This is a genomic window from Arthrobacter sp. TJ-217 (genome assembly GCF_058269255.1).
In genome coordinates, this window is record NZ_JBZCNJ010000007.1 from 158,524 (window position 1) to 173,292 (window position 14,769).

The window sequence follows — 14,769 nt, forward strand, 5'->3', positions numbered from 1 at the left end:
GAGGACAGAAACGTGCCAGCATTTGCCAGTACCGTCGACGACGCGGTTGCGGGAGTCCGCGACGGAGACACGGTCCTCATCGGAGGCTTCGGAAACGCCGGCCAGCCGATGGAGCTGATCGATGCGCTGCTGCGGTGCGGGGCCAGCGGCCTGACCGTGGTCAACAACAACGCCGGGCAGGCCGACGCCGGCCTGGCGTTGCTGATCAAGGAGCGGCGGGTGCGCAGGATCATCTGCTCCTTCCCGCGCCAGAGCGACTCCTGGCACTTCGACGCCGCCTACCGCTCCGGGGAGATTGAACTCGAACTCGTTCCGCAGGGAACCCTGGCTGAACGCATCCGGGCCGGCGGGGCCGGCATCGGAGGATTCTTCACTCCCACCGGGTACGGGACGGTTCTCGCGGAAGGGAAGGAAACGCGGATGATCGACGGACGCGGGCACGTGCTCGAAGCACCGATCCGGGCCGAGGTTGCGCTCATCAAGGCGCTGGCCTCCGACCGCGCCGGCAATCTGGTCTACCGGAAGACGAGCAGGAATTTCGGCCCGGTCATGGCCACGGCGGCCCGGCGCACCGTGGCGCAGGTGGCGAAGGTCGTGGAGACCGGCCGTCTGGACCCGGAAAGCATCGTGACGCCCGGCATCTACGTCACCACAGTGGTCGAGGTTCCGGGCCCGGCCGAAACCTCCAATGGACAGGACCTCAGCGCGTGACCACCAGACTGAACCGCGACGACCTTGCCCGCAGGATCGCCGCCGACATCTCCCCTGGATCCTTCGTGAACCTGGGCATCGGGCAGCCGACGCTTGTTGCCGACTACCTCACGCCCGCCCAGAACATCACGCTCCATACCGAAAACGGCATGCTGGGCATGGGACCCCAGGCGCACGGCGCCGACGTCGACCCTGACCTGATCAATGCAGGAAAGATCCCGGTGACCGAGCTGCCGGGCGCCTCGTACTTCCACCACGCGGACTCGTTCGCGATGATGCGCGGCGGGCACCTCGACGTGTGCGTGCTGGGTGCCTTCCAGGTCTCCGCCTCCGGCGACCTCGCGAACTGGCACACCGGTGCACCCGATGCCATTCCCGCCGTCGGGGGCGCGATGGACCTCGCCTCGGGGGCAAAGGAGGTCTATGTGATGATGAACCTGTTTGCCAAGGACGGGGCCTCAAAGCTCGTGCCGGAATGCACCTATCCCCTCACCGGCATCGGGTGCGTGACCCGCGTCTACACCAACGACGCCGTCTTTCTGCTCTCCGGGGGCGGGGTCCGGGTGCAGGAGACCTTCGGTACGACACTCCAGGACCTGCAGCACCGCATGGACGTCGAACTCCTTCCGGCCCTGCCGCTGACCGGTGCGCCTAGCTGAGGCCCAGGTAGGGCACCTTAAGCCCGTACCCGCCCTGCAGCGCGGCCGCTGCGGCATGGAGTCCGGCCATGCCGTGGACGCCGGGGCCGGGCGGCGTCGACTGCGAGCACAGGTAGACCCCGGGAAGCGGTGTTGCCCACGGCCGGCGCGAAAGCACCGGCCGCGCAACCACCTGTCCGATTGTCACGGCTCCCGCACCAAAGTCTCCGCCCACGTAGTTGGCGTTGTACGCCTCCAGCCGGGCCGCCGTCGTTGCGCTTGAGCCGACGATGACATCGCGGAAGCCCGGGGCGAAGCGTTCGATCTGGGCGGTGACGGCCTCCGTCATGTCTTTTTCCGACCCGTTGGGAACGTGGCAGTAGGTCCAGAGGACCTGCCGGTCCCTGGGTGCGCGGGTGGGGTCGAACACCGACGGCTGCGACACAAGCACGTACGGGCTCTCCGGATGGCGTCCGGAGTTGACCGCCGCCTCCCCCGCGGCGATTTCCGCCCGCGTCCCGCCAAGGTGAACGGTTCCGGCACGGGCAACGTCGGGGTTGCTCCAGGGCACCGGACCGGAGAGGACGAAGTCCACCTTGCATGCCGCGTTGCCGAACCGGAACCGGCCCAGCGCGCGCCTATAGGCCGGCGGGAGCCGCCCCCCTGCCATGCGGACGAAAGCAGGCGGCGCCACATCGAGCAGGATGGTCCCCGCGCCGGACAGCTCGTCCAGCGATTCGATCCGGCTGCCCAGCTCGATCCGCCCGCCGTGGGCCTGGAGGTCCCGCGCCAGCGCGTCGGCAATCGACTGGGATCCGCCCACCGGGATCGGCCAGCCCACAGTATGGGCCAGCAGGCCGAGCGTCAGGCCGGCTCCGGCACTGCTGAGCGATGGAAGGGGCCCGACCGGGTGCGCCATCACCCCCGTCATCATCGCTGCGGCCTCCTCCGTGCGGAACCTGCGGCTCCACATGGGCGAACCTTGATCGAGGACCGAGAGCGCGAACCTCGCAGCAGCCGCGGGATGCCGGGGAACGCGCAGGAGGTGGTTGAGCGTCAGCGAGAGGATTTCGTCCTGCCGCTGAACGAGGGGCTGCATCAGCCGGCGGTAGGCCGGGCCGTCAACGCCGAGCCCTTCGACGGTCCGTTCAAGGCTGCGGTGGGCGACGCCGGCCCGGGCACCATCCAGGGGATGCGCGTAGGAAATGTCGGGCACGGCGAACTCCACCCGCCGGTCGAGTTCGAACGCCCGGAAGAACTCCGACGCAGCCGCCATGGGGTGGACGGCGGAGCATGCGTCGTGAAGGTGGCCCGGCTCGATCAGTTCAATGGTCCGGGTGCCGCCGCCGATCGTGGCTGCGGCCTCGTGCACCCGGACCTGGAGGCCCGCCCGGGCCATGACCACCGCAGCGGCCAGCCCGTTGGGGCCCGACCCTACAATCTCGACCTCGGCCATCGGCTACACCTTCCCAATCAACTGCGCTTGGCGCATCCATGAGTCCCGGGTGGGAGCCTCAGCCTTTGCCCGCCTCAGCCGGGCTCCCGACCGTTTTCCCGCGCAGCCGGGCCGTCAGGTTCCGAAGCCGTGCAACGCGGGCCGGCAGGGCTTTGCGGCCCGCCAGCGCTGCGGCAACGGCCCGATACCGGAGAGGTTTTGTCGGGATGTCGTAGGTGGTGGGAACCACAACGACGTTCTTGGAGAAGTTCCGCTTGAAGGTTGTCACGTTGGCGAGCTGGGGGTAGTTCTCACTCACAATTCCGGTGAGCCCACACGAGCGGTTCCCCGCTGCCTTCAATTCCCTGAAGGCCTCCCACAGGAGCAGATAGGGAGCGAAGGTGGTGCGCGCCTCCCGCGTGCTGCCCGCAAAGTAGTAAACGGAGTGGCCGCGGTACTCGGTGGTGATCAGCCAGCTCACCGGCCGCTCGTCAATGTATGCGACAAGGAGCCGCAGGCGGTCCCCGAGGCGCTCCAGCAGCCCCTCGTAGTAGCCGGCACCGAAGGTGGAGAAGTTATCGCGTTCCGCCGTCTCCTCCATGATCGGGAACAGATCCCGGCGGAACACCTCAACCCATTCCTCGCGCGGAATGCTTTGAACGGTGACGCCGACCTTCTGGGCCCTGCGGATGCTGTTGCGCGCGTTGGGCCTGAAGCTGCGAAGGATCGCGCCTTCGTCGGGGGTGAGGTCGACGACGATCTCCCGCTCGTACCACCCGTGTTCAAGCGGACCGGTGGCCGGGGGCTGCGGAGTGTGCACCTGCATCCGGACAAACAGCGGATCCATGGCGGGGTCACTGGAGAACTGGGCCTGGACGGTGCGCAGGAGCCGCCCCTCGGCCGCAGGAGTCCGCTCAACAAACCACGCCGGGCCGTTCACCACCACCAGCGACCGCCGGAAGCGGCGGGCGCTCTCGAGGTAGCTCGCGACGGCGACTAATATTCCATCGTCGTAATACGCCCATGAGCCGTGGTGGCTGCGGCCTTGGGAGGCCTCGAAGTCCGCCCACTCAAAGGTCTGCTCAAGCGAAATTGCGGCGTGGGGATGCGCCTCCGCGAGTGTGTCGAATTCTGCTCGGGTTAATTTTTTGGAGGAGTATAAAGCTGCGCTCACTGAGGTTCTTTCACTTGTCGGCCGGCCTCGCCCAAGCGTACCCGAGGTACCCTGCCCCGCGGCCGGCGGCTGCGCCGGCGCCGGCGGTCCCGGGCTCCGTCGAACGGGCCTCCCTGCGGGTCGTCGCCTCCCAACTGCCGCACCTTGTCCATCTCGGGATGCAGGATCTCCCAAACAACGCGGTAGCAAATATATGCAACGGCGAGCATATGAGCGGCGATGGAGAGGAGGTAGTACCCGGGCACTCCCGTCTGCTCCCCGCCGCCGGTGATCCGTGCGAGGTACATCCACACCGCCCACCAGTGGAGGGCCTCAACGAGCTGCCACGCAAGGAAGACCCGCCATCGGGGAAGGGCGAGCGCCACCAGCGGTACGAGCCACAGCATGTACTGCGGCGAGTAGACCTTATTGGTCAGGAGGAAGGCCGCCACGATCAGGAGGGCGAGTTGGGCGATCCGGGGTCTGCGGGGCGCGGCAAGGGCCAGAACGGCGATTGCGGCACACGCCAGCGCGAAGAGGACAAACGCCGCCTGGTTGATGAATCCAGCCGACGCCTCGGCCAGACCTGCCCGCTCGGCGAGGGCGTTGTAGGCGAACCACACCGAGGAGAATCCCGCCGGCCTGTCTCCTGTGAACCAAAGGAAGTAGCTCCAGGCGGGGTAATCGAGGAGCAGGAACGGGAGGTTCACGGCGCTCCAGCTCACGGCGAGGGCCGCACCGGCCAGGGCCGCGGGGCGGAGCCGGCCGGTGCGCAGGGCGAGCAGGAGGATGGCTCCGAAGATCAGGACCGGGTACACCTTCACGGCCGCTCCCAGCCCGAGCAGCACCCCTGCCAGCACGGGGCGGTGGCGGGCGAAGGCAAGCATGCCGAAGGCGGCGAGCATCACAGCCCACATGTCCCAGTTGATTGTTCCGGCGAGGATGATGCCCGGCGCCAACGCCACCATCGCGGCGTCCCAGGGGCGGCGATGCGCTGCCCGCATTGTGGCGCTGACGGTGAGGATCCAGACTCCCGCGACGAGGACCGCGTTGATGTCGAAGTACTGCACCGCACGCACAGTGGCGTCGTCGCCGGGCCCGCCGGGCACCAGGAGTGCCGTGAGCGCCGCGAGCAGCCCGAGGAGCACCGGGTACTCGAAGGGCGCTCCGTCCGGCAACAGCGGCAGTGCGCCGTCGGCAAAGCCGCGGCTCTGGAACAGTTCGGGCCAGTCCGAGTAGCACGCCATCGCGAAGTGGGCCGGGGCGGACCACCCATTGACACGGCAGGGGTTTTTGGCAAGCACCGAGACCAACGCCGCAATCGTGGTGAGGATGATGAGCACCCTGTGCACGGTGAAGAACCCCGGCGCGACGACGCCGGGGGCGCTCCGGCGCCCCAGCGGACCGCCGACGCCCTCAACGAGCCCGGCGAGCAGCGGGTCGCTGCGCGTGGGTACACTGATGCGGGCCGGTGCCGGCCGGTTGCTTCGCAGTGCCATGAGGGAGAGCCTAGCCCGGCCCCGGGGCGGAGAACTTCAGGCCCGCACGCCGGAATGGACGTAGACTGGGAACTCTCTGCCCGGGACTTCGAACGCAGGTCTGGCCGGGCCGACCAACTTCATCAGGCTTTTGAGGAGAACTGTGGGAACTAACCCTATCCGGGTCGCAATTATCGGCGTCGGCAATTGTGCCGCATCCCTGGTCCAGGGCGTGCACTATTACCGGGATGCCGACCCTTCGGGGAAGATCCCCGGCCTGATGCACGTCGAGTTCGGCAAGTACCACGTCAGCGACGTCAAGTTCGTCGCCGCCTTCGACGTCGACGGCAAGAAGGTGGGGCACGATCTCGCCGAGGCGATCGGGGCCAGCGAGAACAACACAATTAAGATCGCCGACGTCCCGCCGACCGGCGTGATCGTCCAGCGCGGACACACCCTCGACGGCCTGGGCAAGTACTACCGCGAGACAATCGTCGAATCCGACGAAGAGCCCGTCGACATCGTCGGCCAGCTCAAGGCGACCAAGGCCGACGTGCTCGTCTGCTACCTCCCCGTCGGCTCGGAGCACGCCGCGAAGTACTACGCCCAGTGCGCCATCGATGCCGGTGTCGCCTTCGTGAACGCCCTGCCCGTGTTCATCGCCGGCACCAAGGAGTGGGCCGACAAGTTCACGGCCGCCGGTGTTCCGATTGTCGGGGATGACATCAAGAGCCAGATCGGTGCCACGATCACCCACCGCGTCATGGCCAAGCTGTTCGAGGACCGCGGGGTCACGCTCGACCGCACGTACCAGCTCAATGTCGGCGGCAACATGGACTTCAAGAACATGCTTGAGCGGGACCGCCTGGAGTCGAAGAAGATCTCGAAGACCCAGGCCGTCACCTCCAACGTCAAGGCTGAACTTCATGCCGACGACGTCCACATCGGCCCCTCCGACTACGTCGCCTGGCTCGATGACCGTAAGTGGGCGTTCGTCCGGCTCGAAGGCCGCAACTTCGGCGATGCGCCGGTCTCGCTTGAATACAAGCTCGAGGTCTGGGATTCACCGAACTCGGCCGGTGTCATCATCGACGCGATCCGGGCTGCGAAGATCGCGATGGACCGCGGCATCGGCGGACCGATCCTCTCGGCATCGAGCTACTTCATGAAGTCCCCGCCGGTGCAGTTCGCCGACGATATCGCCCACGAGAAGGTCGAGGCGTTCATCCGCGGCGACCTCGACGCCTAGCCGCCGCCGTAGCGTCGGAATGCATGGCTGGCCTGCGCCAGTGCCAGCAGCTTCAGGAGCAGCTGGCCGTGCATGTGCATTCCGACGGCGGCGGTGAGGATCTGCTCGTCGAGCGATGACTTCGCGTCGGTCGCCGCCAGGTCGAGTTCCGCGACGGCGTCGACCGCCGCGGCATAGGTCCGAAGGGTTTCCGGACTGACCGTCACGCCGGCCGCGGACATCGCCGCGAGGTGGGCGTTGAACGCGTTGCGCGCGTCGCTTGGCTCGTCGGGCCAGCCCCGTTCGGCAAGCACCGCATCACCGGTGGCGGAACGCACCTCCGGGCCCCGGAGGCCGAGCACTATCGACTGGACCGTGCCCAGCAGGTTCAGGGTGTGCTCGGGTGAGCCGTCCGAGGCGTCCGCTGCCGCGACGATGACCGCGATCTCGTCAAGGCCAAGGCCCACGACGCGGCGCAGGCCCTGGATCAGCCGCAGCCGCACAAGATGCCGCTCGTCATAGCTGGCAAGGGTCGGACGGACCCGCTCCCCGGGCTGGAGCAGCCCGGTGCGCAGGTAGAACTTGATGCTCGCCGCGCTGACCCCCGAAGCGCTGCTGAGTTCACTGAGCTGCAATGATGCCTCCCTGCTGCGGTGCGGCCTGCCGGGATAGCGGAAAAGCCCCGGACTATCCTGATATACACGCAAGGATAGTGGAACTATCCTATCGGCATGGAATGGAATCCGCTCATTGCCAGTCACGCTCTTGCTGCGCTCTATGTGCTGCTGCTGGGACCGGTCAACATCTTTCGGCCGCGCCGCGACCGCACGCATCGGATCCTCGGCGGCACCTGGGTCGCCGGCATGTACTACGTGTGCCTGAGCAGTTTCTGGATAGTGTCCGAGGGGCACTTCACCTGGCTGCACGGGCTTTCCGCCTTCACCCTCGTCACGGTGACCCTCGGCGTCGTTGCCGCCCTCCGCCGCAACATGACGGCACACCGGTTCAATATGGTGGGCAGCTACCTCGGCATCCTCATCGCCTTCGTTTTCGCGGCAGCGGTTCCCGGGCGGCTGATTCCCCGGCTGCTCGTGTCCGACCCGGGAACCGCCGCCGCAGCCGTCGTCCTGGCCGGATGCGCCGTGGCCGCGGCGTATCTGTCGGTCCGGCCCGGCAGGACGCGCACACTCAGCGTGCAGCGGCGCTGAGCGCGGGCAGGCTCAGAAGAGACCGACGGCGTTGCCGCCTGCGTCGACGTCCATGCGCAGTGCCGCCGGCTCCCGGGGCAGGCCCGGCATCGTCATGATGGCTCCGGTCAACGCGACGATGAAACCGGCCCCCGTCTTGGGAATGAGGTCGCGCACATGCACCGTGAACCCGCTCGGCGCGCCGAGCTTCGCCGCATCGTCGGAGAAGGAATACTGGGTCTTCGCCATGCAGACCGGGAGGTCGCCCCACCCGTTCGCCTCGATCTCGGCGAGGCGGCGCAGCGCCGGGACGGAGAAATCGACGCCTGCCGCCCCGTACACCTCCCGGACGATGACGCGGATCTTCTCTTCAACCGGCAGGTCAAGCTCGTACAGGTGCTGGAAATCGGTCTTCCGGTCCAGTGCGGCAAGGACGGCCGCAGCAAGGTTGTCCCCGCCTGGACCGCCCCCTCCGGCACCCCACACGTCGGCGACCGCGGCGTCGATCCCCTCCGAGGCGCACCATTGCATCAACCAGTCGAGCTCGTCCTGGCTGTCCGTTCCGAACCGGTTGATGGCGACGACGGGCGAGATGCCGAACTTCTCGACGTTCCGCACGTGGCGCAGCAGGTTTGCGCTGCCCGCCGCCAGGGCGGCGGTGTCGGGCGAGCTGAGATTGTCCTTGGCGACACCGCCGTGCATCTTGAGCGCGCGGATCGTCGCGACGATCACGACGGCGGCGGGGGCGACGTCGGCGACGCGCGCCTTGATGTCCATGAATTTCTCGGCGCCAAGGTCGGCGCCGAATCCCGCCTCGGTGACGACGATGTCGGCAAGGTTCCGTGCCGTCTGCGTAGCGATGACGGAGTTGCAGCCATGCGCGATGTTGGCGAAGGGGCCGCCGTGGATCAGGGCGGGGGTGCCCGCGATGGTCTGCACGAGGTTCGGCTTGATTGCGTCCTTGAGGAGCAGGGTGAGCACTCCCTCGGCTCCCAGCTCACCGACGGTGACGGGGCGCCGGTCGTAGGTGTAACCGAAGGTGATGCGCGAGAGGCGGTCCTTGAGGTCGGCGATGTCGGTGGCGAGGCAGAATACGGCCATGACCTCCGAGGCGACGGTGATGTCGAAGCCGTCCTGCCGGGGGGTGCCCTCGGCCGGTCCGCCCAGACCGATGACGACGTCCCGGAGGGCCCTGTCGTTCATGTCGAGCACCCGGCGCAGGGTGATCCTGCGCGGATCAAGGTTGAGGGGGTTTCCCTGGTGAATCGAATTGTCGATCAGCGCCGCGAGCGCGTTGTTCGCCGAGGTGATGGCATGAAAGTCCCCGGTGAAGTGGAGGTTGATTTCATCCATCGGCAGGACCTGTGAATACCCGCCGCCGGTCGCTCCGCCCTTGCTTCCCAGAACCGGACCGAGGGAGGGCTCGCGCAGCGCGATCATCACCCGCTGTCCGGCACGCGCCAGCGAGTCGGCGAGGCCGACGGTGCACGTCGACTTCCCCTCGCCGGCCGGCGTGGGGCTCATTGCGCTGACGAGCACCACCCGCCCGGGGGTGCGGCCGGACCCTGGGCCCAGCCGGGCGGGATCGATCTTCGCCTTGTACCGGCCGTAGGGTTCAAGGGCGCTGCGTGGCACCCCTGCGGCGTCGGCTATTTCCTCTATGGGGCGGATCGCGGCGTTTCTCGCAATCTCCAGATCGCTCATAGGGTCAACGTATCAGCCGCCGGGTCGAACCTCAGGAAAGCCCGGCGTTCTCAAGGATGTACTGCGTCATCGGCGCGTAGAGGCCCGGCTGTACGTTGTCGTCGAGGGGAACGGCTACCTCGAGCTGCCCTTCGGCCTCGGAGATGAACAGGCCCGGGTCATTGCAGTCGGCGAAGCCCAGGGCCGGGATCCCCACGCTTGCCGCATGGCCGGCCCACCCGTGGTCGGCGACAACCAGGTCGGGGGCCGCGGCGCCGCTCGCCTCAAGCTGGGCCAGGCTCAGGCGCATCGGCTCGGGGAAGTGGGTGTGCATGAGCCCTCCGTGCTGGTGCCAGGCAAGCACCGAGCACACCTGGCGGATGTCTCCTTCCCGGAAGCGGGCGCCTCCGGGCAGCTGCACCACGTGGGCTCCGGACCGTTCCGCCGCGGCAGCGAGCGCGGCATGCACGGGAAGGAGGCCGGCGGGGTGGCCGGTGGCGAAAAGGATGCTTTCCTTCGCCTCGACCGCCTGGCCAAGGCGGTCGGCGAACCGGTCGAGGGCTGCCACGCACTTCGCGGCATCGATTGTGTCCTGGCCGACGGTGTGTTCGCGGTCCGCGCTCGTTCCGACCCGTTCATGCATCAGGTCGAAAACCTCGTCGAAGGTCCACTCCCGGGTGGTGCGCACCCCGAACTCGAGGTGCTCGTTGCCCTCGAGGAACAGGCGCATGTGGCGCAGGTTGTCCTGACGCGGGGTGGCTACTTCGCCGGTGATCCGGACGTCGTTGAGGTATTGGGCGAGCTCGAAAGAATCCACCGTCCCATCCTAGGGGCGCCGCGGCTCACCTCACTGACGCCGTCTCGAAATGCTCGATCGCGCTCCGGTAGGACTGCGCCGTGAGCAGCGCCGTGCGCTGCCAGCCGAAGGCAAGGGCGTGCACCGCCGCTGCCCGGCCGAGGGATTCCCTCAGCCCCCGGTCATCGAAGAGTCTCTCGAGCGCTCCCGACCATTCCCGTGCCGAGTGCCCTTCAAGGAGAAGGCCGGTCCGACCGTCGCTCACGGCCTTGGGCAGGCCGCCCACCCTGGCGGCGAGGACAGGTGTGCCGCAGGCCTGGGCCTCGAGGGCGACGAGGCCGAAGGATTCGCTGAAGGAAGGCATGGCAACCACGTCGGCGGAGCGGAACCAGTGGGCCAACTGCACCGCCGACACGGGCGGGTAGAGCCGCACGGTGTCGTGAAGGCATGCCTCATCGATCATCGGTTGGAGCTGCAGCGCTTCCGAGCCGCTGCCGGAGCCCAAAATGCTCACCACCAGGGGAATGTCCGGCCTGCGGGCGGCGAGGTCGCGCACGGCGGCCACGAGCACCTGCGGGCCCTTGAGTTTCTGGATGCGCCCAGCGAAGACCACGTGGAAGGCCCCTGGGGGGAAGGCGAGCAGTTCCCGCGAGCGGCCGCGTGCGGCGGAGTTGAAGATTTCCAGGTCCACGCCGGGGGCGACGACGTCGATCCGGTCCGGGGACGCCCCGTAAAGCGACTCGAGTTCCGACGCCTCAGTTGTGGTGTTGGCGATCAGCCGCGCAGCGCCGTCGACGACAGCCTGCTCGCCCCGCACCCGCACGAGGGGCTCCGGCGTGCCGAGGCTCTTCATATGAAGGTTTTTTACCTTCGCCATGGTGTGCATCGAGTGTACGAGCGGAAGGTTGAGGTTGCGGCCCACCGTCAGGCCCACGGCTCCCGAAACCCAGTAGTGGGAATGGAGGACATCGAAGTGCCCATCGGCGAGGAGGCCCGCCACCTCGGTCATGGCGCTGGCAAAATTGCCCGCAAGCCCTGGGAGGGCTTCCTTGGGGATTCGCCGGCTGGGCCCGGCCTTCAGGTGGTGAACGCTCACGCCGTCTGCAATGTGTTCACGCTCGGGGCGACCCTCGCCCGCCTCACGGGTGAAGATCTCCACCTCAACGCCGACCTCGGCCAACTGCAGGGCAACAGAGCGGACGTAGACGTTCATTCCCCCGGCGTCACCGGCCCCCGGCTGGGTCAACGGCGAGGTATGCAGGGACAACATTGCCACGCGTCTTACCGGGGGCATGCCATCTCCTCTCCCCGCGATCGGCACAGGCAGTGCGCTCAATCCGCTTGAAACCATATAACGCCGGGAGGCGGTGTCCCATTCCGCGTGGGTGCCAGGAGCACAGCGCGGGACGCGGCGAGTGCCCGATGCCGCTTATGCAGGGAGCCCGCACCGTGCGGCGGCGCGGGCTCCCTGGGCCGGACCTGAACCGGCCCGAGTCAGCGGTCGGCGAGGCGGAGGCAACGTGGATGAACCAGTCACTTGATGTACATGGTGTGCTGCGGGAGGACGAAGCGTTGCGCTCCATCCCATGCCTCGTCGACGCGCTGGGTCCGGACCCGGTGCCAGACGGAGATGCCGGTCCGCATCCGGAAAAGCAGCGACCGGACCTCCTTCCGCCGGTGGAACCCCGGCACCGCCCCGGGGCGGTCCTCGGGATTCGGGGGCCGGTTGTCCTCCCCGATGGCCGGAGCATCCGCCGATGGCGCCGGACGGCTTAGTGACCCCGCCATAAGGAATTCCCCGCAGGGGCTTTGAGGTGGTTTATCAAAAGGATCCGGTGATTTCACCGGAAAAGAATCAGCAAGGGGCTGGGAATTGGGCATGACTATCTTTCGGAACGCAGAATGGGAGCTATTTCGTCGAGATGCGACGAATGCCATAAAAGGAATAAGGCGGGTAAACCGGAGGCCGGCTCATCCGAAAGCACGGCGGGAGGGTTCAGCGGCGGGGCATCGCCCCGGGGCCGTCGGCTAAGCGCTGAGGCGCGGGCGGACGGCGACGGCGGGAAGGACGCCTCCGGCCATGATGCCGCTCAGAGTGATATACACAATCCCACCTCCTGTCCGGTCGTACAACAATAGATACGGCAGTCTGCATCCGCGGGCCGTTGCCCATTCGGAACGTTCAAGAACTACGGAATAAAAACTACAGCACCGCGGTGCCGCCCGCATAGTGCTTTAACGAAATTAGTCGGAAAAAAATCGGGGAATCAGGTTTACAGGTTCCAGTACACAATCGCCGGGGTCCGTTTGTCCCAGCCGAGCGCACACACGGCCGCCGTGCCGAGCACGAAGCGCCGCCCCTCAAGGGCCTGGAATTCCAGCCAGCGTGCTGCGACGACCCGAAGGAAATGCCCATGAGCCACGAGCAGCGCGTTCTGGACCGGCCGAGCCGTGGGGTCCGGGTCCGCCGGTGTCCCGCAGCCTGCCTGGACGCGGGCGATGATGCGGTCCGCCCGCTCTGCGACCTGTGCCAGCGACTCCCCGTTGGGCGCCCCGTCGTTCCAGATCAGGTAGTCGGGGTTTTCCCGGCGCACCTGGGCGCTGTTCCTGCCCTCGTTGTCTCCGTAGTCCCACTCGTGGGCATGAGGCACCACCTCGGCCTCGGGGAATCCGGCAAGTTCAGCAGTCCGCCGGGCCCGCTGGAGGGGCGAAGTCATCACCAGGTCGAAATCAATCCCCTTCAGGTGGCGGCTTGCCTCCCTGGCCTGGTCCTCGCCGCCGGAGGTCAGCGGAATGTCGGTCAGTCCGGTGTAGTTGCCGTCCCTCGACCATTCCGTCTCCCCATGCCGGAGGAGCCACAACCGCGGCAGCGGTGTGCCGGCGGCGGTGAGATCCGGGCTTGCTGCACCTGTGAGCGGGCTCATGCTGGGTCCTCCTGGGATTCGGGCTGCTGCGACCACCACAGCCGCAGCCTTGCTTCGGCGGCCCCGGCGCCAAGAGGGCCGTTTTCCATGCGTTCCTCCAAAAGATACCGGTATGCACGTCCAACCACCGGTCCGGGACGGATGCCAAGCAGGTCCATGATCTCCTGCCCGTCGAGGTCCGGGCGGATGGCAGCCAGTTCCTCCTGCTCCGCGAGGACCGCGATCCGGTCCTCGAGGTCGTCGTAGGCAAAGGCAAGCCGCTCGGCCTTGCGCCGATTCCTCGTCGTGACGTCCGAGCGCGTCAGCCGGTGGAGGCGCTCGAGCAGCGGCCCGGCGTCGTTGACGTACCGCCGTACCGCGGAATCCGTCCAGCCGGCCTCGCCGTAGCCGTAGAAGCGCATGTGGAGCTCGACCAGCCGTGACACGGCCTTGACGGTGTCGTTGTCGAAGCGCAGGGTGCGCATGCGCTTGGCCGTCAGTTTCGCCCCGACGGCATCGTGGTGGCGGAAGCTAACCACGCCGTTCGTCTCGAACCGGCGGGTGGCGGGCTTCCCGACGTCGTGCATCAGCGCCGCGAACCGCAGCACGAAGTCCGGTCTGGGAACGGGACCCTCAGCATCGGTCTCGAGGCCGCAGGCCTGTTCAAGGACCTTGAGCGAATGCTGGTAGACGTCCTTGTGGCGGTGGTGCTCGTCGACCTCAAGGCGCAGTGCGGCAACCTCGGGCAGGACATGGTCGGCGAGGCCGGTTTCGACAAGCAGATCGATTCCCCGGGCAGGCTCGGCGCCGTTGATGAGCTTCACCAGTTCATCGCGCACCCGCTCGGCGGAAATGATGCTGATCCGCTCGGCCATGTCCGACATCGCCGCCGCAACTTCGGGGGCCACCCTCACGCCGAGCTGGGAAGCGAACCGTGCGGCGCGCATCATGCGCAGCGGGTCATCGGAGAATGACGACGACGGGGCGCCGGGGGTGCGCAGCAGCCCCGCGTGGAGGTCTTTCACGCCTCCGGAGGGGTCCACAAGCTCCAGCGAGGGAAGCCGCAGGGCCATCGCGTTGATCGAGAAGTCACGCCGGAACAGGTCTTCTTCAAGGCTTGTGCCGAACGCCACCGTCGGCTTGCGGGAGTCAGGGTCGTAGGCTTCGGCGCGGTAGGTCGTAATTTCAATTTGGTGCTCACCCTTGCGCAGGCCGATCGTTCCGAAGGCGCGTCCGATCTCCCAGTAGGCGTCCGCCCACCGACGCACGACGGCGAGGGTCTGGTCGGGGTCGGCGTTGGTTGTGAAGTCGAGGTCGGGCGAGATCCTGCCGAGGAACAGGTCGCGGACCGGACCTCCAACGAGGGACAGTTCATAGCCGGCTCCGCTGAAAAGCTCCCCCAGGTCGGTTACCACCGCGGGCAGGGGGGCGGTCAGGGTCGAATTCTCCAACGGGTGCACCATAGTTCTTTAAGGGTGCCAGACGCAGGCCCAAACTCCACTTCCGGCCAGCCCAAATCTGTCTTGTGGGCGGCGGCAGCGGCGTCGCGACGCGCGC

General features: G+C 67.3%; 14 protein-coding genes. 4 read left to right on the forward strand and 10 right to left on the reverse strand.

The features are described from left to right. Window positions 1-12: 12 nt before the first annotated feature. Window positions 13-711 (forward strand): 3-oxoacid CoA-transferase subunit A, encoded by a 699-nt coding sequence (locus tag AC4D2R_RS13655; protein WP_490940550.1) that lies wholly within the window; start codon window positions 13-15, stop codon window positions 709-711. Then, window positions 708-1,370 carry a 3-oxoacid CoA-transferase subunit B gene (locus AC4D2R_RS13660; RefSeq protein WP_490940552.1) on the forward strand — a complete coding sequence of 221 codons (663 nt, stop codon included), beginning with the start codon at window positions 708-710 and terminating at the stop codon, window positions 1,368-1,370. Before AC4D2R_RS13655 ends, AC4D2R_RS13660 begins: the two co-directional genes overlap by 4 nt. On the opposite strand, the gene AC4D2R_RS13665 is transcribed toward AC4D2R_RS13660, so the two are convergent. From AC4D2R_RS13665 to AC4D2R_RS13675, 3 genes are read right to left on the reverse strand one after another with little or no spacing between them, the layout of a single operon-like run. Continuing rightward, window positions 1,363-2,805: a phytoene desaturase family protein gene (locus AC4D2R_RS13665; RefSeq protein WP_490940554.1), complete on the reverse strand. Its 1,443-nt coding sequence runs from the start codon at window positions 2,803-2,805 to the stop codon at window positions 1,363-1,365. The two genes, AC4D2R_RS13660 and AC4D2R_RS13665, sit on opposite strands and share 8 nt — an antisense overlap. 58 nt (window positions 2,806-2,863) lie before the next feature. Continuing rightward, on the reverse strand, window positions 2,864-3,958 hold the full coding sequence (locus tag AC4D2R_RS13670) for a lipid II:glycine glycyltransferase FemX (RefSeq protein ID WP_490940556.1): 1,095 nt from the start codon (window positions 3,956-3,958) through the stop codon (window positions 2,864-2,866). Continuing rightward, on the reverse strand, window positions 3,955-5,436 hold the full coding sequence (locus AC4D2R_RS13675; protein ID WP_490940558.1) for a glycosyltransferase family 87 protein: 1,482 nt from the start codon (window positions 5,434-5,436) through the stop codon (window positions 3,955-3,957). Before AC4D2R_RS13675 ends, AC4D2R_RS13670 begins: the two co-directional genes overlap by 4 nt. A gap of 142 nt (window positions 5,437-5,578) precedes the next feature. Here AC4D2R_RS13675 and AC4D2R_RS13680 point away from each other — a divergent pair, with 142 nt between their 5' ends. Continuing rightward, entirely contained in the window at window positions 5,579-6,664 is a 1,086-nt protein-coding gene (locus AC4D2R_RS13680; protein ID WP_490903115.1) for an inositol-3-phosphate synthase, read from the forward strand. On the opposite strand, the gene AC4D2R_RS13685 is transcribed toward AC4D2R_RS13680, so the two are convergent. After that, window positions 6,661-7,278 carry a MerR family transcriptional regulator gene (locus tag AC4D2R_RS13685; protein ID WP_490940560.1) on the reverse strand — a complete coding sequence of 206 codons (618 nt, stop codon included), beginning with the start codon at window positions 7,276-7,278 and terminating at the stop codon, window positions 6,661-6,663. The two genes, AC4D2R_RS13680 and AC4D2R_RS13685, sit on opposite strands and share 4 nt — an antisense overlap. Window positions 7,279-7,374: 96 nt before the next feature. Between AC4D2R_RS13685 and AC4D2R_RS13690 the strand changes: the two genes are divergently transcribed. Continuing rightward, on the forward strand, window positions 7,375-7,851 hold the full coding sequence (locus AC4D2R_RS13690; RefSeq protein ID WP_490940562.1) for a DUF2306 domain-containing protein: 477 nt from the start codon (window positions 7,375-7,377) through the stop codon (window positions 7,849-7,851). Window positions 7,852-7,863: 12 nt separating this feature from the next. On the opposite strand, the gene AC4D2R_RS13695 is transcribed toward AC4D2R_RS13690, so the two are convergent. The 6 genes from AC4D2R_RS13695 to AC4D2R_RS13720 all read right to left on the reverse strand — a co-directional run bounded on the left by AC4D2R_RS13695 (window position 7,864) and on the right by AC4D2R_RS13720 (window position 14,675). Continuing rightward, the gene (locus AC4D2R_RS13695) at window positions 7,864-9,534 is read right to left on the reverse strand and encodes a formate--tetrahydrofolate ligase (RefSeq protein WP_490940564.1); all 1,671 of its coding nucleotides are present in this window, start codon (window positions 9,532-9,534) and stop codon (window positions 7,864-7,866) included. Between the two features lie 31 nt (window positions 9,535-9,565). After that, on the reverse strand, window positions 9,566-10,330 hold the full coding sequence (locus tag AC4D2R_RS13700) for a phosphatase (RefSeq protein WP_490940566.1): 765 nt from the start codon (window positions 10,328-10,330) through the stop codon (window positions 9,566-9,568). Between the two features lie 25 nt (window positions 10,331-10,355). Beyond that, window positions 10,356-11,603, reverse strand: a complete 1,248-nt coding sequence (gene mshA / locus AC4D2R_RS13705; protein ID WP_490940567.1) for a D-inositol-3-phosphate glycosyltransferase — start codon at window positions 11,601-11,603, stop codon at window positions 10,356-10,358. 239 nt (window positions 11,604-11,842) lie between these two features. Next, window positions 11,843-12,097, reverse strand: a complete 255-nt coding sequence (locus AC4D2R_RS13710; protein WP_490940569.1) for a hypothetical protein — start codon at window positions 12,095-12,097, stop codon at window positions 11,843-11,845. 485 nt (window positions 12,098-12,582) lie between these two features. Next, window positions 12,583-13,233 (reverse strand): histidine phosphatase family protein, encoded by a 651-nt coding sequence (locus tag AC4D2R_RS13715; RefSeq protein ID WP_490940571.1) that lies wholly within the window; start codon window positions 13,231-13,233, stop codon window positions 12,583-12,585. Beyond that, window positions 13,230-14,675 (reverse strand): CCA tRNA nucleotidyltransferase, encoded by a 1,446-nt coding sequence (locus AC4D2R_RS13720; RefSeq protein ID WP_490940573.1) that lies wholly within the window; start codon window positions 14,673-14,675, stop codon window positions 13,230-13,232. The genes AC4D2R_RS13715 and AC4D2R_RS13720 overlap by 4 nt, the downstream gene beginning before the upstream one ends. Between the last annotated feature and the right edge of the window lie 94 nt (window positions 14,676-14,769).